Source organism: Kosakonia pseudosacchari (assembly GCF_015167415.1).
In the GTDB taxonomy this organism is placed as follows: domain Bacteria; phylum Pseudomonadota; class Gammaproteobacteria; order Enterobacterales; family Enterobacteriaceae; genus Kosakonia; species Kosakonia pseudosacchari.
Genome location: NZ_CP063425.1, coordinates 1992186 through 2013775, shown reverse-complemented (window position 1 = coordinate 2013775; position 21590 = coordinate 1992186). Strand labels below are relative to the sequence as shown.

The following is a 21590-nucleotide window of genomic DNA, read 5'->3' as shown; positions in this document are numbered from 1 at the left end:
TAGCTGGACTCCGTAGGCCATAATCCTCACCCTGACATTGATAATTAGTCAACAGGCTCTTTTCTTTGAATCCAGGAAAAAAACGTAAATCAAGTGTATTTACTGGCCTGATCGTAATTGTGCCATTGTGGTCAATCCTTATTTTATTGACCTTAACCACATACTGTGTTTTTTCAGAAGTAAGATTCCGTGAATTATAAATACCAGTACAATTAACATCTTTTATACCGGAATTTAACGAAGAACACCCGATAACACTAAGAATACTTACCGACAACAACACGCAGAGTGCCATTTTGGTCATATACTTTTTGCCCTTCATTATTTATTAAAATCCTTCCTTGCCCCGAGGTATATCCATTAATTTCAAGGTTACCAGCTTTATCTAACCGCCATCCGGCTTGCGAAGCAACATAATTATTCGACTGGATGTAGCTCCCTATTTTGGCGTTTGTAATCGTCCCGTCCTGAATGAATGCGCTGGAAATAAATACCTGACCATTTATCACCGCGAACGGGGAATACTGCGTGGTACCACTGCCACTCATCAGCACAAACTGGTTGGCATTGAATCCCACCCTGGTCACTACCGGCTGCCCTGCCTGCGCCAGTACGGCGATCGACATCCCGGCGTTATACATTACGCCGTTTATCCGCACGCCTGTCTTCAGCGTATAGATAGCTGTAGCGCCATCGGCATCAACAACCGCCGTGAGCTTGTCCTCAAGCGTGGCTGTAACATCATCAATCTGCGCCTGTACCTGGGTGGAGAGCTCAGCTATCGCATTATCGACTTCCGCAATCGTCGTTTTCACCACCAGAATATCCGCACGCACTGCGCCATACTGCGCCCACTGGTGCTCAACAGTGCTGTTATTAGCCAGCGCATTTTGCAGTGCCGCTTCCAGATTGGTATCAATGTCACTGGTCAGCCGGTCACCATCGGCGGAAGTGAGAAAATCACCGGTAACATCACCCAGGTAGTCAGAAGCCTGGTCGTTTGACATCCCCCTGATCCAGTCGGTATAGCCGGATTCATTGCCGGTTTTATCGACCAGTTGCGCACGATACCAGAATTCCTGCCCGACCTTCAGCCCGAGCTGGGTGTATTCAGCCGACGGGTAAGGCACATCGGAGAGCAGCAGCGGATCTGAAAAATCGCTGTTGGCTGTGTACTGAATTTCCGTTTTCAGCGTATCAGCGGTGTTCGCCGGGAATCCCCAGTTAAGGCGTATACCCCAGTTAATACCTGTCGCCATAAAGCCAACCGGCTTGGGCGGGTTACCTTCTTTCCCTGTCAGCGTGGTTTCGGTTGAGTATCCCCAGCCACTGGAGATTTCAGCGGCGTTGATGGCGCGCACGCGGACCAGATAGCGTCCCGCATAAATGCCCGGCACTTCAAACGATGTGGTGGAGTTACGCGGCACGTTCACCCAGTTGCCGTCATTTCGCCGCCACTGCGCCTCATACGCAATAGCATTGGCCGTGTCCGGCCATGAAACGCGCATGGTCTGAACGCTGATCCCCTGATTCACCACGGAATAGCTGCTGATCACAATATCATCAGGCGCGGCCTGGCTGCCCGGCGGCACGACGCTGACAGGACGGCTGTCGATAATGGCCCCGGTATCAATACGTGTGTATTTATCCGGATCGTGAGCCGCGCCTGTTATGGAAAACGTGCCATCATTATTATCGGTCACACTGACCACGCGGTACTGCTGCGCATACAGTTCGTCCGATTCGACTATCCACACGCTTTCCGCTTCCGGCGTTTCGCTATAAGCGGTGGTCACGGTGATCACATTTCCATTAACGGCCTGAATAGTGCGGCTCTGCGCAGCACCGGAAGGCAGGTTGAGAAACAGCCGATTACCTGCAACCGCATCAGGCACTCTGTCAAGGGTGATCACCCGGCCATTTACCGCGCTGGTACGCCCGCCGGTAACTTTTCCTGACAGGTTCTCATCGGCCACAGCAATGATGTAACCTGGTTGTGGGATCATGCCATCCAGCCCCACGGAGAAAGAAACCACCCGGTCATTATTGTTGGTGAGGATCCCCCAGCGTCCTTTTCGGTTCGCTTCTGACTGGCGAGTACATCCGATGGCCGTCATTTCAAGCTGGTTAAAACCTTTGTAGCGGGCGACCAGTTCCTGTTCGAAAACCGGCTCCATCGCATCAGCATAGCCATTATCCGGATCTGACCAGGAGACAAGCGCACTGGTATAACGGTTCCTGGTGGTGCTGCTGCTGTAGCTGAAACGACCGTCAATAACGTTTGCTTTGGTGTAACTGTAATCGACATCGCGCGGCATATCCGCCAGGGTAACAATCTGGTTGCCACCCCAGTAGGTCATTCCACGGAAGATGGCGGCGAAATCACGCATTACCGTATAAGCATCGTTGCGATCCTGAACATAGACGTTACAGATATAGCGCGGCTCGGTTCCTGTGCCGCCTTTACCATCCGGCACCGGCGCGTCGCAATACTGCGCCACCTGATAGAGCGTCCATTTATCGATGTTCTCAGCCGTCAGGCGATCACCAAGGCCGAAACGGTCAGATACGACCAGATCGTAAAAAATCCATGCCGGGTTATCCGTCCATGCCCATTTAAAGGCACCGGACCATGTGCCAGTGTAGGCGCGTGTTTCCGGGTTGTAATTGTCCGGCACACGGATAACACGTCCGCGCGGTTCACAGGAAATCTGCGGGATGGAACCGTTGAACTGGCTCGAGTCAAACTCGATATAGAGCAGTGCCGTATTTGGGTAACGCAATTTGGCATCGATAACTTCCGTGTAGCTCTGGATAGTCATCGTGTCACCGATCTTTGCGCTGTTGGCATCAGTGGTAATTTTCCTTACCCGCACGGTCCATGACGTGGCACCATCTGGCAGATCGATACGGTGACTGCGTTCATAGCCTGATGTGGTTTTCCCACTAACGGCGGTGTTAATTTTCGTGACAAAAGCACCACCATCCACCTGGAGATCAATCGCGTACTGAACACGATTACCAACCAGATCACCATCATCTTCCTGCTTAAAAAGTGATGGCCATTTCAGGCGCAGGCGTACCGCAGAAAGCTGAGAATTAGTAAACGTGTGCGTCCATGCCGCTGAGCTTTTAATCTCGATGCCGGCGCTGATCTCATTCTCGGTACCAGGAATGCCCTGGATATAACTTTGCGCCTGAGTGCCCGAGCGAAACTCCCACGTCACACCGCTGATATTCGATGAACCATTGGCATTAAGTAGCGGCGTGCCGTCGAGAAAAATACTCTGCCCGGTTAGCTGTCCGGAAAATTCCCCCTCACCCAGCGCGACAAGAATCTTCGCCTTCGCAACAGACTGGAGATCGTCAGGCTGTTCTGTAGGCGTGCGGGAACTGGAGCTGCCGCCTTTGCGCCCCTGAATTTTCTTGTTTGCCATATTGCGCCCATAAAAAAACCGCCGTTGGCGGTGATTAAGCAGAGGAAGTGTTATTGCTGATCTTCGACGTAAATACCGGCGGAAATAATTGCACCGCCGATACGGCGTTTACCGTAAAGAAGCGGAACCGGATAACCCTGGCTGGTTGTGTTGGTTACGCTACCAAATGCATAAGAGGGTTTGTTATCGGCACTTTGTGTTTTGGCGATCCCGCCAGGTTGGGGTGAAAGCATCTGGACCACCCCGCCCAGTGCCATGACCGCGCCGACCTTAAAAGCAATATCGCTTGCCCAGACTGCAGCTCCCCATGGGGCAAAGGCGGCGGCAGCTATGAGCGCCACACCAAGAATGGTCTGTAGAAAGCCAGCACGTTTGCTGCCAATAATAACCGGGACAATGCGTATTACTTCACCCGATACCGGATAACCAATATCCTGCTCTGAGATGTTTCTTTTACCCTTGAATACCGCATAGGTAAGCCCACGCCTCTTGCTGGAAATCATGAACTGCTCAAAACCTTTAACGGTAGCAGCCAGCGCACGCGTTGCTTCGTGTGTTGTGCGAATCAGGCGGTAGTGAACCCTACCGAAAGTTTTCCCAAGGACACCACCCAATTCAATTCTGATCATTATTTCGTTCATTTTCTTTCCATAAAAAAGACCGACAGGCGGTCTTTTTTTAAAAATAGAGGAGTGTGAAATTAATACGTTGTATGATGACAAATCAATTCAAGTTAAACAGATAAGTCAATAAAGCACCAAGCACAGTAACAATGAGAGGTGCAATATATAATTCATGGAGCTTAGAATATATCCCCTTCTTATCAACCACCACACCACCAATGACTTTATCAATATCAGGCCGTGGCTCTCCACGAATAGACGCAGCCAATTGTTCATTGGCGATCATAATACGAATTTTTTCCAAACGTGACGACAACTCACTGGCAGAGGACCAAAAAGACACCCCAACAAATATCATGACATAAAATAAGAGAAATAAAATATTCCCTGACGATAAAATATTATCAGGATCGATATCAGGAGATCTCAGCCAAAGAGCCTTAGGAATCCATGGAATATTGTAGATGGCTAAAATGATATTTTTAATTATGTTACCAAGACCACCCAGCAAATCATCACCCGCGATATTATTTGCTTTAACGTATAAATATTTTAAGAAAGAAAATATCGTTATCGCGATACCAAAAAAAATAAGTAATACACCTACACACCTATTTGATCTTATTTTCTTAATTGCTTGTTTATAGTTCATAAAAAAACCTTAATATTTAAGCCGACAACAAACTATAATATAAAAGAATAACCATTAGCAATTAATAACACTCCAGCCTGACTGCTTTTATAATTCATATAGCAAAAGAAACAAAACATAATATTTTTTTATTTATCTCTATTAAGTCAGGATTTTAATCTAACAATGAGCATGGTTCGCTCATTCCAGTATCCCCCCCATGGCTCACGATTGCTCAGTCGTCCGTACAGATGGTGCAGCATCATGTTACCTTCCAGCAGGATCGCCGCATGATTCCACTTATTTGCCTGCACCTGCATGATCAGCACGTCGCCGGGAGCTGGCGCGCCGGACACCTCCCGGAATCCGCATTCGTACCAGTTGTCCTGGTATAAATTATCGGGATACTGGTCTTCCCACCACGGATAATCGACCCGGTAATCAGGCAACTCAATGCCGTGAGTCTGCCTGAACCAGCTCATCACCAGCCCCCAGCAGTCGTAAACGCCCAGCACAAACGGGCGCTCCAGCAGCGGCAGTTCGCCGCGCGGCAGGATGGTACGGAAATCGCCTTCCGGCCAGCTCACAATGTGCCACGGTAGCGCGCTCAGGTCGCATTGCGCTTTGTCGGCCTCACTGGGCTGCGTGGTGGCGTCGGGGTGACTGTGTGCAATAGCGGTGACGGTTCCCCAGTCTTCCGCCGTGGCATAGTCCTCCGGACAAAGGACAAAATTGTCCTCCGGTTTTTCGGCAATATTGCGGCACGCAAAATAGCGCTCCACCCGGCTTTTCTGTACCACCAGACCGCAGCACTCGCGGGGATATTCGGCGGCGGCATGCGCCATAATGGCATCAATGATTTTCTGGTGCATATCAGCTCCGGATCAGAGAAGTGCCGGGGAAGCCACCAAACGACAGTTCATTATTTTCCCCGAAACGCAGTTTGCACCCTGTCAGCGTGCCGTTGCATTCATCCTGCGACGGATCGCTTATCGGGTTATTGTGCTTATCGAAATAGCGCGTCCCGGCATAATCACAGCCATTACCGGAACGGTACTGGCCGCGAATGCACCAGGTACAAAGCGAATGTAACTGACGCGTCGGGATCATCAGTCCCTGCAGATCCATCGGGCTGGAAAGCGTGAACTCCACAACCTCGTTTGTCTCGCTGCTTTTCGCATCGATGTACCAGACCTGCAACTTTTCCTGCAACGGGTCGGCAGCCGGGTTTCCATCCGCAAAGTTCTGCGCATCAAGGTACTGCGCCAGCGTGTCGTGGATGGTGACTTTAGCCTGCAACATATCATCGTAGGCAAGGCACAGCGCAGTGATCGACGCGTCAAGGTTAGCGACGGACAGCTTCGGTGATGCGCTGCTGCCACTGGTTGACGCCTCAATCCCGTCCAGTTCATACGGCCAGGCTTTATATTCGTTTCCCTGCCACCAGACAGATTTCGCCGGAAGCAGGGTTTCGTCACCACCCGCCGCGGTAATTTCCGTCTCAGTGTGAGGGATGTTGTGGCTGTGGAAACGAAGAACATCGCCCACACCGAAAGCGGAGCCATCAACTTCTATGAGCCGGACCGTGTTTCCCGGTTCCAGTTTTTGATAGTCGCTGTTTAAACTCATGGTGCAAACGCCTGTTCAAAAGTAGCGGTAATCGTCATGACGTTTTGGCTTTTAACCACCTGTTGCAGGCTGTCTGCCTCAACACGCCAGAGAGCCAGAACCCCGAACGGCGGTTTAAAAGAAAATGTTTTCGTCTTGTGCCGGCGCAGAAATGCATACATCTCCAGTGCCAGTTCCGGGCGGCCCGTGAAAGAAAAATTAAAGGTCAGCGACTCGGTATGCAGTCCCGAACCACTGACCTGGGCATACCCGTCACCAAACTGCGCTTTTCTGACGATATCTTTAACCTTTGTTGTGGGTTGTCCGGCCGACTGTATCGGCCAGGTAAAAGCTTCGATCGCCATCTCATCACCTGGTATTATTTGCTGCCCAAATCAGACCGCCAGGGCGCAGCGCCTTAGCAATGCCGTCTCTCACCGATTGATCAATGACCTGCTGGTAAGCGCGGCCAACCCTGTCGTTTGATGCTCCCGCCTGCCCGTTCCCGTTTTGTTGAGTGACAACGGAAACCGGAGCGTAAACACTGACACCTGCTGTAGGAACAGAAAGAGAGGAAGAAGCATTGCCGACGAACCCTCCGCTGGCGTAACCACGCATAAGGCGATAGAGATTTCCTACACCAATGCGTTTCGTCGCCTCCTGATGAAAGACAAACTCACCTCGGTGCACAATACCGGCAGGATCGTACTTACCACCCTGTCCGGTGAACCCGCCACCAGCAAATCCCAGAAATGAACCAACGGCGGTCCCGCCCAGCGCGGCTTTTGCGGTGCGCAGAACTGCCAGCTGGCTCACCATCTGAACAATCCCTTTAAGAAAGGTGGTGAGAAAGTCTTTGAAGTTTGATTTGCCCGTTGTCAGAAAATCAGTGAGCTGGGACGACATACCCGTGAAGGCACCCTGCGAAATCTGCTGTACCTGTGAATAAACGTTGGTGGCCGTATCTGCAAATTCAGCAAACCCTTTTTTCGCGCCAGCCTGCCAGTCGCCGCGCAATTTATCCTCTTCAGCGTAATAAGCGCGCAAGGCCGTCAGTTCTTGCTGATAATCGGTATCTGTCAGCTTACCGCCGGCGTTCAGCCAGCCACTCTCAAGCTGGGCAAATGAATTTTGTCGGGATGCATCACGATCACTTAGCGTTGATGAATTTCTCAGCGCCACCTGTTTCGCGGACATCTGCGTGACATATTTGCTCGCCGTGTCCATACGCTTATTCAGTTGCTCCTGAGCAACAATCTGATCGCCAAGCAAGGCTTTCTGCCGCGCCAATGCAATAACCTGCTCTTTACTGGAAAGCAGCGACTGCTCCTGCTTCGTCAGCTTTCGCTTACCCGCGGCATCTTCCAGCACGGTGAATTGCGCTTCGGTAGCCCAGAGGTCTTTTCGTTGCTGACTGATGACATCGTTAATGCCCTGGTGCTGCTGCAAAACCTTAAGTTGCGCCTGAAGCGCCAGCAGCTCAGCGGTCGATTTATCTTCTGCCCGATCACCGGCGGGGACAGCGGTTTTAGGGCCTTTTGGATCCTTATATTTTTCATTAACCGCAGCGATAAGCTGGTTGAATTTCTCCTGCTTTATCAGCCCCTGATCGAGCTGGCGTTGGTACTTCGCCTGCAGGTCATTGCGGATTTGTGCGTTTGTGCGGGCGTTTTCGAGAAATTTATCCGCCTCGACGTTGGCGGCGATCTGCTCTTTATTAAACTGTGCCGTTTTTTCAGCCTGTTGCTGGCGAAGAATGGCAAGGTGATTTTCTTTTTCAGTCTGGGCATCAAGATTTTGCTGGCGCTCCTGATCCCCCTTTTCCATTTCAGCATTGATTGTGTCGAAAACGGCAGAGCCGGTCTGGAATTGAGGTTTCGGCAAAGGGGTAGAGGTGGCTTTATCTGCCACCCTGTCATTCCAGAATTTATAGTCTTTTACTTTATCAATCAGTCCCTGCCAGTAGCTGGTTAGGCTGTCGACTTCGGTCTTGGCAGAATCAGTAAACTGCGTCTGGCTGTTACTGAGCGAATCAATAATGAGTTTTGTTGCGCCCGCTTTATCGCCCAAATCCACCATATGTTTTACCTGCTCATAAAGAGCGAGGTTGGCAAAATTGTACTGGCTGTTGATATCGACAAACGCTTTCAGCGGATCCTGCGGAATCTTGCCCAGTTGGGTAACCAGATCCTCAACGCTTTGCCCGGTGTTTTTCGACAGCGTCAGTGCCGTCTGGCTCACCAGGCGAATCTGTTCAATCGTCAGGCCAATCCCCGTAGCCTGGGCCACCGCAGCAGCGGCAGCGGTTTTACTGGCATCAGCATTTTTGGCGATGGCCACTGACAGGCGTGAAAGACTGTCACTGGTCTGCCCGCTGATATTGCCGGTTTTTGCCAGCGCCTGGTTATAGGCTGTCGACTGCTGGCTACTCCGGTAAAGATCCAGAGAAAGCAGCGCCACACCGCCCGCCAGTGCGCCGATACCAAGTGTCACCGGGGTGATCAGGCCCAGCATAATACGAAAATAATCACCCACCCCGGTAAGCGCCCCTTTGACGCCGCCAAAGGAGTCTTTGATCTGCCCCCCCTGCTGAAGAAGAATCAGAAACGGGGACTGTCCGCCAGCGAGCTGTGTTGCAATGTCGGTGAACTGCGCTGGCAAAGTCTGCATTGCTGCGCGGTACTGACCAACTGAAATACCGGCTTTCCGGGCTGAAATTTCCTGCCGGCTGAATGCCTGCTGTACCTGTAACGCAGCATCATTTGCCGCCTCGCCCGCCCCCTGTAACTGTCGACGGGCAAAGGCAATCTGTTCCGTAAATTTTGCGTTATCGATATCAAGGCTGACGACAAGATCACCCACTGGCTGGGCCATAGCGTTTTCCTCCGGAAATGCCCTCAGCAAGATGCATCATCGTTTCGTCATCCTGTTCCGGGGCTGATGGGCTGGGGTTGAGAAGACTGAAATCAGCAGGTGTCAGGCCGTGATCCCGGCACATCATGTCAACGACAAGATGACTGAGGCATGAAAAGTGATTATCAAGCAGGTCATTACTGAAATACTGATCGCGGAAGAAATCTCCCCACTCCGCCAGCTCTGTAGAAGACATTGCAGATAGCATTGCGCGCCAGTCAGGTTTACCAAACTCGCGCGCCAGCTTCATAACGAAGTTCAGCTCGCTGGCGTAGACTTTTCCGGGCTGGCTTCCTCCTCTGCGTGTTGTTCCACAGGATCCGCATCGACCTGGACGGGAGGCAGCATCAGCGACATCTCCTGCACGATAAACTCTGCTTCACTGAGCGCCGGTAGCGGCCATGTTGACATAACCTGCTGCTGAAGCTCATCCACCGACGGACCGTTGATATCGGCCTGCCAGAGAGACATCGCCACCAGTCGGGAAGAAATTTTCACGCCCACAATGGATGTCATCTGCGTGCGAACTGTCTCATCTGCATCGACCGGGATTTCTTTTGACACCTTCGAGAGATAGCCGATGTATTCAATGCGCTGGAGGGCGGAAAGTTCGTAAAGCGTGATTTCCGCGCCGTTGAACGCGAATTGCTGTGTTTTAAGAAACATGAATTACTCCGGGGAACGGGGCGGGTGCCCCGATGTTCAGGAAACCGTGACGTCCAGTTGTGCAATAAACTGCCCGTCACTGGTCATCACGATAATGTCAGTTGTGCCTGCTGATTCGCCCTTATAGCTGATGATCATGCCATCCGCGGTTACCGTTGCGACATCAGGTTTGGTAGAAGCGACGCGGAAGGCTTTATCCGTTGCACCTGCCGGGGCAATGACGACGGTTGCCGTGCCGGTATCGCCCACGCCAATGGCATCGGTAGTTTTATCCAGCGTAACGCCGGTGACAGGAACAACGGGCGCACGCTGGTCTTCAGCCAGTGACGGTTTACCGTTATTGGTGATTTTCGCCGTGCGGGTGATAACTTCGTTAGACGGGATGGCTTTGCCCAGGCTGCTGGCCCAGCCTTTAAACACATCGACAGCACCGTTGGGATACTTAATTTTGTAGGCACGCTCTTCACCATTGTTAAACCAGCTCACCAGATCCTGTTGCCCGGATTCGCCCGGCTTCCAGGCCAGCGTAAAACTGGTGTCACCCGCTGATTTTGTGCCCTGAGCGGTAGATGCCCATTCCGCATCCTCATCATCAAGATAGCTGTCGTCGTATGATTCAGCCGTCATATCGCCGGGCGTCAGCTCTTTAATCTTCGCGAGTCGGGTCCAGTCGATATCCGACAGCGGGTTTGCATAAGGGTCACCGGTACCGGAATAAATCCACAAAGTTGTTCCGGCGCCTTTCACGGGTACTGCAGGCGATTTCGCCATAATGCGGTCCTCACATTGCGTAGGTGATTGAATATTTCAGATCAACGGAACCCCAGGTCGCGGCTTCGTCATCGCGCTGATAGTCATAGCTGACGGGTGACAGCGTTTCGACAAGCGCATCCAGCGCCGGGATGTCATTCAGCACAGGGTGAATACGGTCTTCACTCCAGGCATCAAGCGCGCTGTCGGTCTCGGTTGCCTTGAGGAAAACCTCAATATGCAATTCTGCCGTCCACATCTCGCCGTCCAGCTCGGATTCATTACATTCAGCACCGGAGATATAGACGGCGACGGCGGGTAAATCGCCTGGTTCAATGAATGCCGGACGACCGTCAAAAAAAGTGGTTTCAGCCGTGATTACCGCCTGTAACGCAGAAATCACAGCAGCACGGATTTCGGTATGAATCATTTAAGGATCAGCCTCAGTTGTCGGTTCAGCGCTGCGGACAGTTCTTTTGGAAGATCGGACTCCCGCAACCCACTCACTTCCCTGTTAAATGCCTCAGTAAGCGGAGCAGAAAGAGGAATACTCACCACCTCAATCGGGTAACGGCTTTTCGTGGTGCGCCTGAGTACGTGCCAGCGACCATTCGACAGTTGCTGGATAAAGGCGCCGGGAAAAGAATATTTGCCGATCCGCAGAACGCTGTTCGCTCCCCTGTTGTCTTTTTTGCGCCGGGATAAACGCACGCTGGCCGGACCAAGTTTGATAGCCGGTAAATTCCCGCGGTTAACACGGATGGTGACCACAGGTTTTCTGACTGTGGCTTTTTTCACGCGCGCACGCTGCCTGATGAGTTTTTGCGGCAGTTTCTTCTCCCCCGCTACCGCTTTTGTACTGCGCGATACCGCACGGGAAGCGATTCGGTTCACTGCCTGAGCTGATGCCCGCGGCACAGCCGTTTTACTGATGCTTTCCAGATTGCGCATCGCCTGCTCAAGCCCTTTGATGGACATAACACCTCCCGTCACTCGATGAAGATACGGGGCTTACCGTTAAAAATGTCGTGCCGGGTGACAGCGAAAGACGCCCCCTCATAGTCGACGACATCATTTCGCTTTGGTGTGTAGGGAGAGAACACCACCAGCGACAGGCCATTTCCCTTCAGCGGCCCCATCTCTTCCAGAAACTCGGCAGGCACAACGTTCAGTGGCGTGCCGTTGATGATGGCGATTTTTCCCATCGTGGCGACGGTTGCCGCGTCCATGCGGCTGACCATATTGTCGAAGGGGTTAGGCATTGATTTTCACTTCAATAACCGTCGTCGCAGCTGCTGCAACCTCCCAGGCAACACCTGCAGCGATGGCATCGGCTTCATCGAGTTGCACCACACCATCTTTCAGAAAAACGCGGGTACCCGCCGCAATGGCGTCAGCCGGGAGCTTCGGCAGGAGAAACACGCCTTCGGTGAAGCCATCACCGGTTTCACCGGGCTGGATTGCGGCGATTGCGACAGCCACAACGGAGCCGACAGCAACGGGAGTACCGCCAGGTATATCGGTCTGGCCGCTGTTGATCAGGGGAATGGTTTTGCCATCCTGAATAAAGTTCTTAGCCACAGAGCACTCCTTTCAGCCCGTGACGGGCTGAATTTTGGGTATAAAAAAAGCCCTTACGGGCGTCGGTTTCTGCAATGGGGGATTACTTCCCGCTGGATTTCACCATGCCGCGGTAATCAAGCGGTGCCACGCCAGCATCGATACGGACTTTTGTCGCAATACCGTCGGTGGTGAACCCTTCCTGCTGGTCGATATAAGGCGTATCAACCCCGTTCAGATAAGCCACTTCAATGGTGTCGCTACCCTGCGCAGCGGCGAGATACCAGGCTTCCGCATCCGCCTCATCCAGACGGGCTTCCGCGATAACTTCGGCAAAGTTCTGGATTGGGTTGATGATACCGGCATTGACGTCAGCGCCTTTGACACTCGCAGATTTGATGGTCTGGTTTGCGGTGGTTTCCAGCCCTACCGGCACCAGCATGAAGGCCGGACGGATATTCAGGGAGCGTTCTCCCTCCTTCTGCAGGCGCATCAGTTTACGTGCGTTATCAAGGCTGGTTACGGAGATAGCCCCCTGGGACAGGTTTTTGTGATCCGCATGGAAAATGCCTTTCCCGTCAGACAATTTCGCGTTTTTGGTGAGCACGGCATAAACCAGATCGCCGATGGTGCCTTTAGCCGCCCGCCCCATCTTCATCGGGACATCCGTTAACTGATTCAGATCATCGTTAATAATGGCCTGACGGGTGACAGAGAAAATCTCACCGTAAGTGGCCAGCGCAATGGTTTCGCCTTTATCCCCTGTGGTGACATATTTGTATTCCGCCCCCTCGCGTACCTGTCGCAACGACGGGAAACCACCCATACCGACGCGGTGCGCCGTCTTAAAGTCAGACAACTGACCTTTTTTGGTCCAGCGCTGGAAGGTCTCTTCCGCTTCATCCCAGCCCTGCAATAACGCTTTGTTGGCAACATCGAGCAGAATATTGCCAAAATCAGAGGTACTGTGCGTCAGCGCCAGGCCGACCATCTGCATCGGATTATGGCTTGCAACACTAATGCCGCGTTCAGTCAGGGACATCCGCGCGTATTCACGCAGGGTCATGCCGTTATAAACGTTATCCCGCTCCTGATCTTCAAACCCTGCGCGCGCCAGCAGCGCCTGGCGGATACCGTCACCGCAGAAATTACCGTTGCCCGCATAAATGTGAGCCGGTGTGGTTTTGTTGGATGGCGTGGACGTTTTCCCGAGCTCAGCAAGGAGCAGGTCTTTGGCCTGGTCGACGGAACATTCCGGATCTGCAACACATCTGGCCTGTAGCTCCTGATGTTTCCCGCCAAACATCGCGAAGAGATCGCCGATGCCGTTGACGCGGGCTTTCTGCTCCGCCAGCACCTGGGCACGAATTGTCGTTTCGTCCGCACTGGAAGTTGTGTCCGGGGTGTTTTGCGGTGCCGGGTTCTCGCGCTGGGCGCTGTTGCGCGGCGGCGTGATCATATTACGAATGCTGCTTGGCATTTTTTCGAATTCCTCAATACGTTTGGAATGAATACAGGCCATCGCCTGCAGTGAAGGGGTAACCTGATCGGCGAAACCCATGGCGAGGCACTCTGCGCCATCCATCCATGTTTCATCTTCAAGCAGGGCGGCAATCTCCTCCGTGGACTTGCCTGTTTTCTGTGCATAAGCCGGAATTAGCACAGATTCGACCTTATCCAGCAGGTCTGCGTAATCGCGCATGTCGTTGGCATCCCCCCCCGCAAAACCCCATGGCTTATGGATCATCATGCAATGGTTTGAAAAGAAGTCTTTGAAGTAACGAAGTTTTTTTATCACTGTGTCTGCAAAGACATTAAACGCAATACACGCCGCAATACGCATAAGTGGTAATGGGATTAAGCCTAAGTGAAAGTCATTGAGGGTTTGATGTTTAATGGTTAGGGGGCAAAATTGAATCAAAAAAAATGATAACTGACATACATAACTTCATAATTTATATCAATAAGATGGTAAATTTTTGCATACATTGTAGGATACTCAAAGGCCCCTTCAAATGCCTTAACCAATTTAGGATAAGGTAATGCGTAAAGGGATAGAGTAACTAAACATGAGAATAATTTATCATGGCTAAAAACACCGGCAAGGCTTATGAGGAATTTGTAGGAGCTATACAACAAAGCTTGATAGCAGCCGAAGGCATGTCCCATGTAAAAAATATAAAAGTTGAAACAAATAAGAAAATAATAGATAAAAATGGTATCGCAAGACAATTTGATGTTTATTGGGAATTTGATTTAGGAGGGTACGTTTACAAAACTGTAATTGAATGTAAAGACTACGCCTCAACCATTACAGTGGAAAAAATTGATGCATTTATCGGTAAAACAAATGACATCCCTGGATTAAGGCTTATTTATGCGACGAAGACAGGTTACCAGAGTGGAGCCAAAATAAAAGCTGAACAACATAAAATAGACCTTCTTATAGTAAGAGAAGCTGACAACAGAGAATGGACTGCTCCAGATGGAACACCCTTAATTAAAACTATACAATTAAATATTGTAGCTCTTTCAACTCCAAATATAACTTCTTTCTCTCCTTTTGTTGACGCTAGCTGGTTAGAGAGTCAACAAGATATAAATGTTGATATAATAGACGAAAAATTTAGCACAACACTTTATAATGAAATATTCATTACCGATGAAGAAAACGGAAGCAGAATTTCACTATATGAGTTAGCCAATTGCTTGGTAGAGAAAATTCCCAACATCCAATATGGTGAAGGTAGCTATACTGAAGAATTGAATAATTCTTACCTTGAAACTAGCACGGGTGATTTTAAAATAAAAATAAAGGGTTACAAGCTTGAATACACCTATAATAAACCAATAACAACCACATCAATCATTGATTATTCCAAAGAGATATTAGGCATAGTTGAAAAATATGATACCGGAACTAAGCAAATGGTGTTTAGAAACGGAAAGGTTAAATAATGCTAACCAGCCTGGATATGTTTCCAGGCTGACACATTGAATTTTTTCTTGATGATATTCCTGCTGGATATGACGTGGCAATCTACAGTGTTTTTTTACATTCTGCTTTCCCCATGGTCTGAATAGATCGCAGCTAACGCCTTTTTCAAATCGTAGATTTTTTTCTTACAGCTGCTGCCCGGTAGAGTCTCCGTCTCTTTCAGACGTTTCGATATCGTTTGCCGATGAATTCCGGTTACAGCCGCAAGCTCGCTTATCGTTAGTTTTATCAGCCTCATAACACCTCATGATGATGAACAAAAAACATACAAACCATCATCTTTGCCATTTAGCCGGAATTTTAACATATATAAATCAGCAAGTTACTAGATGATGATGATGTCAATAGATCCGAAAAACTAGCCGTTTCCCGCGATGCCGCCGCCCCGTGGCAGGCAGCCCCGCCGGGAGGACCCGCAAAAACCGGGCGACGCAGGTCGCCCTCAGGCAGTCACGCAGCGCCACTCGACTTGACCAGACCACGATAATCCAGCGCAGCTACGCCAGCATCGATACGCACCTTCCAGGCCACACCATCGACCGTGAAGCCGTCCATCTGCTCCAGATATGGCACATCCATACCATCAAGATACGCCACCTCGATAGTGTCCGTTCCCTGAGCGGCGGCCACATACCACTGTTTGTTATTGGCCTTGTCCAGACGTGGCTCAACAACGACCTGCGCCATATCTTTCACCACGTTGATAATGCCGGGGTTCTGGTTCAGTGTGCCGTCCTGGTCTACAGGGAACAGCGAAGATGAGGAGAGCACAGCACGATTGGCGGCCCCTTCCAGCGCGGCAGGCACGAGGATATAGGCCGGGATAACATTGATGGGATCGCCATTAGCATCCTCCTGAAGGCGCATTGCTTTACGTGCCTCGTTAAGTCCATCAGTGTCCATCCCTTTCGCTATGAGGTTCTTATGATCTGCATGGAACAATGTCTTACCATCAGTGAAGCTGGCATTAGATGTCAGGTGCAGATAGACCAGGTTCCCGACCGTTCGCGCAGCAGCCCGCCCCATCGCCTGGGGAATGGTCGTTAGCTGGTTCAGGTCATCGTTGATAATGGCCTGGCGGGTAACAGAGAAGATGTTGCCATAGGTGGCCAGTGCAATAGGGACACCGCTGTCACTGGTGGTGACATATTTGTATTCAGCCCCTTCCGGTACTTTCTCCAGTTCAGAGAAACCATTCAGGCCTACGCGTTTGGCCTCATGGAAATTCGACAGAGAACCGGTCTTTGTCCATTGCTGGAAAGTTTCCCCGCTGTTCTGCCAGCCAGTCAGCACGGATTTTTCAGCACCACCAGCCAGGATATGCGCAAAGTCGCTGCTGCTGTGGGTGAAAGCCAGATTCACAATCTGCGAACGGTTACCAAAACCGCTAATGCTGACACCGCGATCCACCAGCGAGGCCTGCGCCATTTCAAACAGGCTCATCATCGCATAAGGGTTACCGCGTTCCGCGCGCTCATGCCCCAGCCGCGCATAAAGCCCCTGGCGGATACTGTCACCCGTAATGTTGCCATTGCCAGCGTAAATATGCGCCTGCCCGGTTTTGCTCGATGGTGTGGCGCCGCGCCCCATTTCCGCCAGGAGCAGATCTTTGGCTTTCTCCGGCGTACAGTCGGCATCTTCCAGGCACTGCATTTTCAGCGAGTCATGCTTACCGCCGAACATGGCGAACAGGTCTTTAATTCCGTTGATGCGGGCATGTTCCGGCGTTGCGGTGCTGGAGGAACCTTTAGGGCTGGTGAGCATCCCTTTTAATTCAGTTGGCATATGTTCAAAATCCTCAATACGTTTCGATTCAATCCGGGCCATAGCGCTTACAGCCGGCAGCAGTTCATCTGCAAACCCCTGCGCCACGCATTCAGTGCCATTCATCCAGGTTTCTTCTTCCAGCATCGCCGCCAGTGTCTCAGCAGATTTACCGGTTTTGCGTGCATAAGCCGGGATAAGGACGTTTTCAACCTTGTCCAGCAATTCGGCATAGTCGCGCATGTCGTTGGCGTTCCCTCCGGAAATGCCCCACGGCTTGTGAATCATCATGAGGGCGTTCTCAGGCATGACGATGCGATCACCAGCCATCGCAATGACTGAGGCCATAGACGCCGCTAGACCATCGATATGCACCGTTATTTTTGCCGGGTGTTTATTCAGGAGGTTGTAAATAGCGATGCCGTCAAAGACATCGCCACCGGGTGAATGAATGTTCAGATTGATATGGGAAATATCGCCCAGGGCTTTCAGGTCTTCGGAGAACTGCTGCGCCGTAATCCCCCAGCCGCCGATCTCCTCATAAATCTGAATGGTTGCGCTTGCGCCATCGCTGGCCGCCTTGATGGTGTACCAGCCTTTCATACCCATGCCCCCAGCGTATGGTGATGCCAGTAGTTCACGCTACTGCGCACAATTTGGCCTTTAGTGGGGACAGGCATTTCAGGGTGATTCTTTTTAATGAACGCCTGATACTCCTCGATTTTCTTCATTGTCTCGGCGTCGATATGGACCGTACCGCCCTTATCATGCGTCGATTTGCTCTTATCTGGCATCTTTTTACCCTTTTCGTGATTGATGGTACAAGCACAATCATTGATCACTAAAAGTGGTAAGTAAACAAATTTTAATCACAAAAAAAGATTAATTAAATTCTGTTATAAAAAAACCGGGACTTTTCCCGGTTATAAGAATGTTCAGAGTGAACAGTTACTGATTTATCCACGTCCACCATTGTAAATTAGACCACCCGCCTACTGGGGTGACTGGTCTGACAGGTCTTACTGGATTTACAGGACGGACTGGAGTTACAGGCCTCACAGGCATAACAGGCGTAACGGGAGTAATTGGACGTGTAGAACCCTTAACCGGCATATTCGGTGTAAATGCAACAACTCGGCCTTCTCTATCGAGAACGCATCCACCATTAAACGGGCCAAGCCATTCCCTTTTATCCACTGACCAAACTTGGCCATTTTTTATGAAAGCAAGCCACTCCATCGATGTGCCAAATACATGTGAATTATCTTTTATCCATCCAACCAAGACACAGTCAGGTGTAAACAATGGTGTCATATCTACCTCCAAGTAAATTACGATGATCATGTTTAACGCTGATTGCTGCATCTTAGCGCGTAGGGCTAGCCTTCAAGCAAGAAGTAGATCAATTTGTAAGATATAAAATTTAAAAATGTGCATTTAAGTGTTCACCTGTTCACCTTCCCATAATTAACCATATAATTCATATAGTTAGATGGTGAATACTTTTCTTCCAGGTGTTCACAAGTGTTCACCCTACCCTTCACCTTTGAATAATTTAAAGAAAGGTGAACAGGGTGAACACTTGGTGAATACTTCATAATTAAGTGTTCACCTTTTAACACCATGTTATTAATGCATTTTTTAACAGGGTGAATACTGGTGAACACTTTATCTGTAAGTATTACTGTGACACCTCACTTTCTGGTGAACTGCCACATGATGGCATCCAGTCATCAGAATCATCGCTGAGGGTCACGTTTGACCTGATGCCAGCCTTTGTTTTCCGCTTCTGGTATTCCTTCCCGTATTCCGCCATAGCACCAGGCATATCGGTTCCGAACCGCATAAGCGATACCGGCTTGTTAAGACCATTGGCCCGCATGTATGCCAGATAAGCGTGATACAGGTAGCGCCGTGGGCTGAATGGCACTATTTCGGCGTTTCCGATAAACATACCATCACAGACAACCGATGCCATAAGATAGCCGCAGAAGTCCACCAGCGAATCCCCCTCACGCTTGATTGCCAGCGCTTCCTCTGATTTCTGCTGTTCATGTAGCATCTGTTTTGCCAGGCTCTGATCGGCAAATCGGGTAAGAAGGTGGCGAATGATCACCGCCAACTCACCCTCTATCTTCTCTGCCAGTAGAGGATCCCGCTCATTTTCCGGCACCACTTCGGAAAAGTTGAAAATCACCCGTCGCCGGGAAATACCGCCACTTCGGTCACTGAATGTCATGGCGTTGTTATTGACTGCCAGCACCACCGCAGGGATACGGGTTGAGTAAGGTGCCTTATGTTTTGGATCGATAGACACCTTATCACCACCAGTGATCGCCTTAATCCCGGCGCCATCCCCGGCATAACGGGTCATATCGGGCATGATGATAAGGGAGTAACCAACCACCAGCGCCCTGTCTCGCGGGTCTTCCAGCGCTCTCATGCTGGCCGATACCGTGTTGGCCTTTCCTGCCAGCATGGTGCAAATCTCAGCCATCACGCTCTTACCACTTCCCCCCGGCCCCGTAACTTCAAGAAACAACTGCCAGTCGTACCGGTTCGCCAGCACCAGAAAGAGCGCTGCCAGCACACGATCGGACTTCCGGTCATTATCAGCGACCGAGCGGCGTAACCATTTCCAGAAGTTGGGCGCATGGCTGGCCAGTGTTTCACCTTCGGCTGGTGGGCTGAACGGCAGTTCACTCGCAATGAGTAACCAGTCATCTTTCTTGTGCTCTCTGAATTGACCCGCACGGGTATCAAATACCCCATTGCTGAACCCGATCAGGTTTCTGGCCGTTACCCCCATTACCGGGAGGCTTAACTTCATGGTTTCAACCGCCGATTTAATGGCGTTCTGCGAATACGCCACATCAGCCTCAATAAAGATTTGGGCCATATCCCGCTGCAATTCCTTATCCGGCAACGGAACCCATACCACGCCGTTGTAATAGTGAACCGTGTCAGAGTCAGCATGGATAGCCAAGTTGCCGTCATAGTGAGCCAGCAACACCTCTCCGCGCTGGCTGGCTCCCATCTGATTTAGTGCAGGCGTCACATTGTCCTGGCGCTTATCTTTTTTTGTCACCGGCAGAGTAACGACAACATCTCCCGTCCTGATCCTTTTAAGATACGCGCGCCAGTCCTCCGGATTCCTGTCAGGAATGCCCTTATAAAGCTTCGCATCCTGCACCCCGGCCTTTGCCAGCTTCTCGCCAATAGCATTAATCATGCGCTGCTCGATATCGCCAGCCAGATACACTCGCGCCGAACGCCGCCCGTCATCAATAATGGACAAGCTGTCCAGTTCCGCCAGTTGCTTAGGCCCAAGGTAAACTGGTGGTACATCATCACCCGCCCTTTTCCCTTCGCTCTCGATCCAGTGCCGGGCGTGAGCATATGCATCAGCACCAATGAAAATAATTGCCTCTGTAAACTTGTCCTTTGGCAGATATTTTAAGTTTGGAGCACTCTTCATTTCGGGATCCCTCCGCTCATCTGGAACTTGCCAAGCAATGGATGAAACCAGTACGCCGAACCATATTTCCGTTTGGCGCTACGGAGAACTAAGCGGGCTGCTTCCCTGAATTTTTCATCAGGCGCAACAAAGCCACCCGATTTCATTTTGACCAGCATTACACCCGTATTTTTCGCCAGTTCCTCGGCCTTTTTAGTCGATATGCCAAACTCGGCCGCCAGCGTGGCGATCGGGGTCATGCCTGGCGGGATCTCCCCGCCCTGGCTGTCAGTCAGTGAACGAACCTGCTGTTCCAACTCAAGCAGCCGTCCCACCAGCACATCAACGCGTTTTTCCAGTTCATTGAATTTAACGTTGCTGATCATGACTGAATCTCCCCATGGCGCTTACTGAGCACATAATTTGCCGTGGTGCTGTTTTGCTGCAGCGCCTGGGCTAACCGTGGAAGATGGCGCAATGCATCGCCAATCAACTCTAAATCTCTCCGGGCGTCCTCATCTGAGTAGTCTTCGGACTCCACAGCATCGAGAGTCAAATTGCCGATCAGAGTTAATACGCTGGTTATGGCAAAGACACCTGCCCCATAAACTTCGCTGGACTCGGTTAAATCTTCATCACTGTGGTTTTTGAAGTCAGGGGCTTGCTTAACAAGCTGGTGGTAGATATCACGCATTGCGCACCTCCACATCCTTAAGGGCATAAATGGCCGTGAAAATGTCAGCAGCAATGCAACGGATGCCTCCTATCGCTGTTTCGATATCACCATGCTCCATTTCGTTGCAGGCAATTTCCAGCGCCACCATCAACGCATCTACCTGGCCGGAACGCGCCATCAACTCAACAAAGTGAATATTGCTCTCTATGGTCTGCTTAGCCATGACGCACCTCCGGCGGGATATTTATCTCACTGCCGATAATCGACCAGAGAGTTGCACGCTCATAATCAGACCATGTGAACGAGTAAGGACTCTCAGTCCTGATTTTTGCTGCAAAGATTAAATTCCAACCAGGCAAGGCGGCGCGGGCTGTGTCTTCGCTATCCGCATCGGTGCGAAGCACTATGGGAGAACATTCTGGACGATGCTTTGGGGTCGCCAGGAATAGCCATGTAAATTCAGGGCGAGTTTGGGTAGACTGATTATCAGCCATAACTGTTACCTCA

Annotated in this window: 24 protein-coding genes and 1 pseudogene; 1 reads left to right on the top strand and 24 read right to left on the bottom strand. The window is 50.7% G+C overall.

The window, feature by feature from the left end; genetic code table 11:
* Positions 1 to 257: 257 nt before the first annotated feature.
* From IP581_RS09465 to IP581_RS09395, 15 genes and pseudogenes are all read right to left on the bottom strand, one after another.
* Entirely contained in the window at positions 258 to 3437 is a 3180-nt protein-coding gene (locus tag IP581_RS09465; RefSeq protein ID WP_193822393.1) for a host specificity protein J, read from the bottom strand.
* Positions 3438 to 3487: 50 nt separating this feature from the next.
* On the bottom strand, positions 3488 to 4078 hold the full coding sequence (locus IP581_RS09460; RefSeq protein ID WP_193822392.1) for a tail assembly protein: 591 nt from the start codon (positions 4076 to 4078) through the stop codon (positions 3488 to 3490).
* An 82-nt stretch (positions 4079 to 4160) separates the two neighbouring features.
* Positions 4161 to 4712 carry a YniB family protein gene (locus tag IP581_RS09455; RefSeq protein ID WP_193822391.1) on the bottom strand — a complete coding sequence of 184 codons (552 nt, stop codon included), beginning with the start codon at positions 4710 to 4712 and terminating at the stop codon, positions 4161 to 4163.
* 146 nt (positions 4713 to 4858) lie between these two features.
* Positions 4859 to 5563, bottom strand: a complete 705-nt coding sequence (locus tag IP581_RS09450; protein ID WP_193822390.1) for a C40 family peptidase — start codon at positions 5561 to 5563, stop codon at positions 4859 to 4861.
* A gap of 1 nt (position 5564) precedes the next feature.
* Positions 5565 to 6320 carry a phage minor tail protein L gene (locus tag IP581_RS09445; protein WP_193822389.1) on the bottom strand — a complete coding sequence of 252 codons (756 nt, stop codon included), beginning with the start codon at positions 6318 to 6320 and terminating at the stop codon, positions 5565 to 5567.
* Positions 6317 to 6664 carry a phage tail protein gene (locus IP581_RS09440; protein WP_193822388.1) on the bottom strand — a complete coding sequence of 116 codons (348 nt, stop codon included), beginning with the start codon at positions 6662 to 6664 and terminating at the stop codon, positions 6317 to 6319. The genes IP581_RS09445 and IP581_RS09440 overlap by 4 nt, the downstream gene beginning before the upstream one ends.
* 4 nt (positions 6665 to 6668) lie before the next feature.
* A complete protein-coding gene (locus IP581_RS09435) occupies positions 6669 to 9173 on the bottom strand; it encodes a phage tail tape measure protein (protein ID WP_193822387.1) in 2505 nt (834 codons plus the stop codon).
* Entirely contained in the window at positions 9154 to 9462 is a 309-nt protein-coding gene (locus tag IP581_RS09430; protein WP_193822386.1) for a phage tail assembly protein T, read from the bottom strand. Before IP581_RS09430 ends, IP581_RS09435 begins: the two co-directional genes overlap by 20 nt.
* Before the next feature lie 8 nt (positions 9463 to 9470).
* Positions 9471 to 9878 carry a phage tail assembly chaperone G gene (gene gpG, locus IP581_RS09425; protein WP_193822385.1) on the bottom strand — a complete coding sequence of 136 codons (408 nt, stop codon included), beginning with the start codon at positions 9876 to 9878 and terminating at the stop codon, positions 9471 to 9473.
* A 36-nt stretch (positions 9879 to 9914) separates the two neighbouring features.
* Positions 9915 to 10652: a phage tail protein gene (locus tag IP581_RS09420; protein ID WP_407659149.1), complete on the bottom strand. Its 738-nt coding sequence runs from the start codon at positions 10650 to 10652 to the stop codon at positions 9915 to 9917.
* 7 nt (positions 10653 to 10659) lie between these two features.
* Complete coding sequence (gpU, locus tag IP581_RS09415) at positions 10660 to 11058, bottom strand: phage tail terminator protein (protein ID WP_193822383.1); 399 nt, start codon at positions 11056 to 11058, stop codon at positions 10660 to 10662.
* Positions 11055 to 11606 (bottom strand): phage tail protein, encoded by a 552-nt coding sequence (locus IP581_RS09410; protein ID WP_193822382.1) that lies wholly within the window; start codon positions 11604 to 11606, stop codon positions 11055 to 11057. Before IP581_RS09410 ends, gpU begins: the two co-directional genes overlap by 4 nt.
* Before the next feature lie 11 nt (positions 11607 to 11617).
* On the bottom strand, positions 11618 to 11890 hold the full coding sequence (locus IP581_RS09405; RefSeq protein WP_193822381.1) for an ATP-binding protein: 273 nt from the start codon (positions 11888 to 11890) through the stop codon (positions 11618 to 11620).
* Positions 11883 to 12209: a DUF2190 family protein gene (locus IP581_RS09400; RefSeq protein ID WP_193822380.1), complete on the bottom strand. Its 327-nt coding sequence runs from the start codon at positions 12207 to 12209 to the stop codon at positions 11883 to 11885. Before IP581_RS09400 ends, IP581_RS09405 begins: the two co-directional genes overlap by 8 nt.
* Before the next feature lie 82 nt (positions 12210 to 12291).
* A pseudogene (locus IP581_RS09395) lies at positions 12292 to 13947 on the bottom strand (ClpP-like prohead protease/major capsid protein fusion protein); the annotation flags it as partial.
* Between the two features lie 326 nt (positions 13948 to 14273).
* Here IP581_RS09395 and IP581_RS09390 point away from each other — a divergent pair.
* Positions 14274 to 15146, top strand: coding sequence for a restriction endonuclease (locus IP581_RS09390; protein WP_193822379.1), 873 nt, complete (start codon positions 14274 to 14276; stop codon positions 15144 to 15146).
* 95 nt (positions 15147 to 15241) lie between these two features.
* On the opposite strand, the gene IP581_RS24115 is transcribed toward IP581_RS09390, so the two are convergent.
* From IP581_RS24115 to IP581_RS09350, 9 genes are all read right to left on the bottom strand, one after another.
* Complete coding sequence (locus IP581_RS24115) at positions 15242 to 15424, bottom strand: DUF1441 family protein (protein ID WP_058651455.1); 183 nt, start codon at positions 15422 to 15424, stop codon at positions 15242 to 15244.
* Positions 15425 to 15636: 212 nt separating this feature from the next.
* Positions 15637 to 17553, bottom strand: coding sequence for a ClpP-like prohead protease/major capsid protein fusion protein (locus tag IP581_RS09380; protein ID WP_193822378.1), 1917 nt, complete (start codon positions 17551 to 17553; stop codon positions 15637 to 15639).
* Positions 17550 to 17744 carry a hypothetical protein gene (locus IP581_RS09375; protein WP_193822377.1) on the bottom strand — a complete coding sequence of 65 codons (195 nt, stop codon included), beginning with the start codon at positions 17742 to 17744 and terminating at the stop codon, positions 17550 to 17552. The genes IP581_RS09380 and IP581_RS09375 overlap by 4 nt, the downstream gene beginning before the upstream one ends.
* 154 nt (positions 17745 to 17898) lie before the next feature.
* Entirely contained in the window at positions 17899 to 18264 is a 366-nt protein-coding gene (locus tag IP581_RS24110; protein ID WP_407659148.1) for a 4-fold beta flower protein, read from the bottom strand.
* Between the two features lie 367 nt (positions 18265 to 18631).
* Positions 18632 to 20428, bottom strand: a complete 1797-nt coding sequence (locus IP581_RS09370; RefSeq protein WP_193822376.1) for a DNA primase family protein — start codon at positions 20426 to 20428, stop codon at positions 18632 to 18634.
* Complete coding sequence (locus IP581_RS09365) at positions 20425 to 20793, bottom strand: hypothetical protein (protein WP_035886294.1); 369 nt, start codon at positions 20791 to 20793, stop codon at positions 20425 to 20427. The genes IP581_RS09370 and IP581_RS09365 overlap by 4 nt, the downstream gene beginning before the upstream one ends.
* A complete protein-coding gene (locus tag IP581_RS09360) occupies positions 20790 to 21101 on the bottom strand; it encodes a hypothetical protein (protein WP_035886295.1) in 312 nt (103 codons plus the stop codon). Before IP581_RS09360 ends, IP581_RS09365 begins: the two co-directional genes overlap by 4 nt.
* Positions 21094 to 21306, bottom strand: coding sequence for a hypothetical protein (locus tag IP581_RS09355; RefSeq protein WP_193822375.1), 213 nt, complete (start codon positions 21304 to 21306; stop codon positions 21094 to 21096). Before IP581_RS09355 ends, IP581_RS09360 begins: the two co-directional genes overlap by 8 nt.
* The gene (locus tag IP581_RS09350; RefSeq protein ID WP_193822374.1) at positions 21299 to 21577 is read right to left on the bottom strand and encodes a host cell division inhibitor Icd-like protein; all 279 of its coding nucleotides are present in this window, start codon (positions 21575 to 21577) and stop codon (positions 21299 to 21301) included. Before IP581_RS09350 ends, IP581_RS09355 begins: the two co-directional genes overlap by 8 nt.
* Positions 21578 to 21590 lie beyond the last annotated feature (13 nt).

What these genes read in the sequence shown, in the direction of transcription:
- IP581_RS09465 (WP_193822393.1), bottom strand. Translation starts at nt 3,437, where the DNA reads ATGGCAAACAAGAAAATTCAGGGGCGCAAAGGCGGCAGCTCCAGTTCC.
- IP581_RS09460 (WP_193822392.1), bottom strand. Translation starts at nt 4,078, where the DNA reads ATGAACGAAATAATGATCAGAATTGAATTGGGTGGTGTCCTTGGGAAA.
- IP581_RS09455 (WP_193822391.1), bottom strand. Translation starts at nt 4,712, where the DNA reads ATGAACTATAAACAAGCAATTAAGAAAATAAGATCAAATAGGTGTGTA.
- IP581_RS09450 (WP_193822390.1), bottom strand. Translation starts at nt 5,563, where the DNA reads ATGCACCAGAAAATCATTGATGCCATTATGGCGCATGCCGCCGCCGAA.
- IP581_RS09445 (WP_193822389.1), bottom strand. Translation starts at nt 6,320, where the DNA reads ATGAGTTTAAACAGCGACTATCAAAAACTGGAACCGGGAAACACGGTC.
- IP581_RS09440 (WP_193822388.1), bottom strand. Translation starts at nt 6,664, where the DNA reads ATGGCGATCGAAGCTTTTACCTGGCCGATACAGTCGGCCGGACAACCC.
- IP581_RS09435 (WP_193822387.1), bottom strand. Translation starts at nt 9,173, where the DNA reads ATGGCCCAGCCAGTGGGTGATCTTGTCGTCAGCCTTGATATCGATAAC.
- IP581_RS09430 (WP_193822386.1), bottom strand. Translation starts at nt 9,462, where the DNA reads ATGAAGCTGGCGCGCGAGTTTGGTAAACCTGACTGGCGCGCAATGCTA.
- gpG (WP_193822385.1), bottom strand. Translation starts at nt 9,878, where the DNA reads ATGTTTCTTAAAACACAGCAATTCGCGTTCAACGGCGCGGAAATCACG.
- gpU (WP_193822383.1), bottom strand. Translation starts at nt 11,058, where the DNA reads ATGATTCATACCGAAATCCGTGCTGCTGTGATTTCTGCGTTACAGGCG.
- IP581_RS09410 (WP_193822382.1), bottom strand. Translation starts at nt 11,606, where the DNA reads ATGTCCATCAAAGGGCTTGAGCAGGCGATGCGCAATCTGGAAAGCATC.
- IP581_RS09405 (WP_193822381.1), bottom strand. Translation starts at nt 11,890, where the DNA reads ATGCCTAACCCCTTCGACAATATGGTCAGCCGCATGGACGCGGCAACC.
- IP581_RS09390 (WP_193822379.1), top strand. Translation starts at nt 14,274, where the DNA reads ATGGCTAAAAACACCGGCAAGGCTTATGAGGAATTTGTAGGAGCTATA.
- IP581_RS24115 (WP_058651455.1), bottom strand. Translation starts at nt 15,424, where the DNA reads ATGAGGCTGATAAAACTAACGATAAGCGAGCTTGCGGCTGTAACCGGA.
- IP581_RS09380 (WP_193822378.1), bottom strand. Translation starts at nt 17,553, where the DNA reads ATGAAAGGCTGGTACACCATCAAGGCGGCCAGCGATGGCGCAAGCGCA.
- IP581_RS09375 (WP_193822377.1), bottom strand. Translation starts at nt 17,744, where the DNA reads ATGCCAGATAAGAGCAAATCGACGCATGATAAGGGCGGTACGGTCCAT.
- IP581_RS24110 (WP_407659148.1), bottom strand. Translation starts at nt 18,264, where the DNA reads ATGACACCATTGTTTACACCTGACTGTGTCTTGGTTGGATGGATAAAA.
- IP581_RS09370 (WP_193822376.1), bottom strand. Translation starts at nt 20,428, where the DNA reads ATGAAGAGTGCTCCAAACTTAAAATATCTGCCAAAGGACAAGTTTACA.
- IP581_RS09365 (WP_035886294.1), bottom strand. Translation starts at nt 20,793, where the DNA reads ATGATCAGCAACGTTAAATTCAATGAACTGGAAAAACGCGTTGATGTG.
- IP581_RS09360 (WP_035886295.1), bottom strand. Translation starts at nt 21,101, where the DNA reads ATGCGTGATATCTACCACCAGCTTGTTAAGCAAGCCCCTGACTTCAAA.
- IP581_RS09355 (WP_193822375.1), bottom strand. Translation starts at nt 21,306, where the DNA reads ATGGCTAAGCAGACCATAGAGAGCAATATTCACTTTGTTGAGTTGATG.
- IP581_RS09350 (WP_193822374.1), bottom strand. Translation starts at nt 21,577, where the DNA reads ATGGCTGATAATCAGTCTACCCAAACTCGCCCTGAATTTACATGGCTA.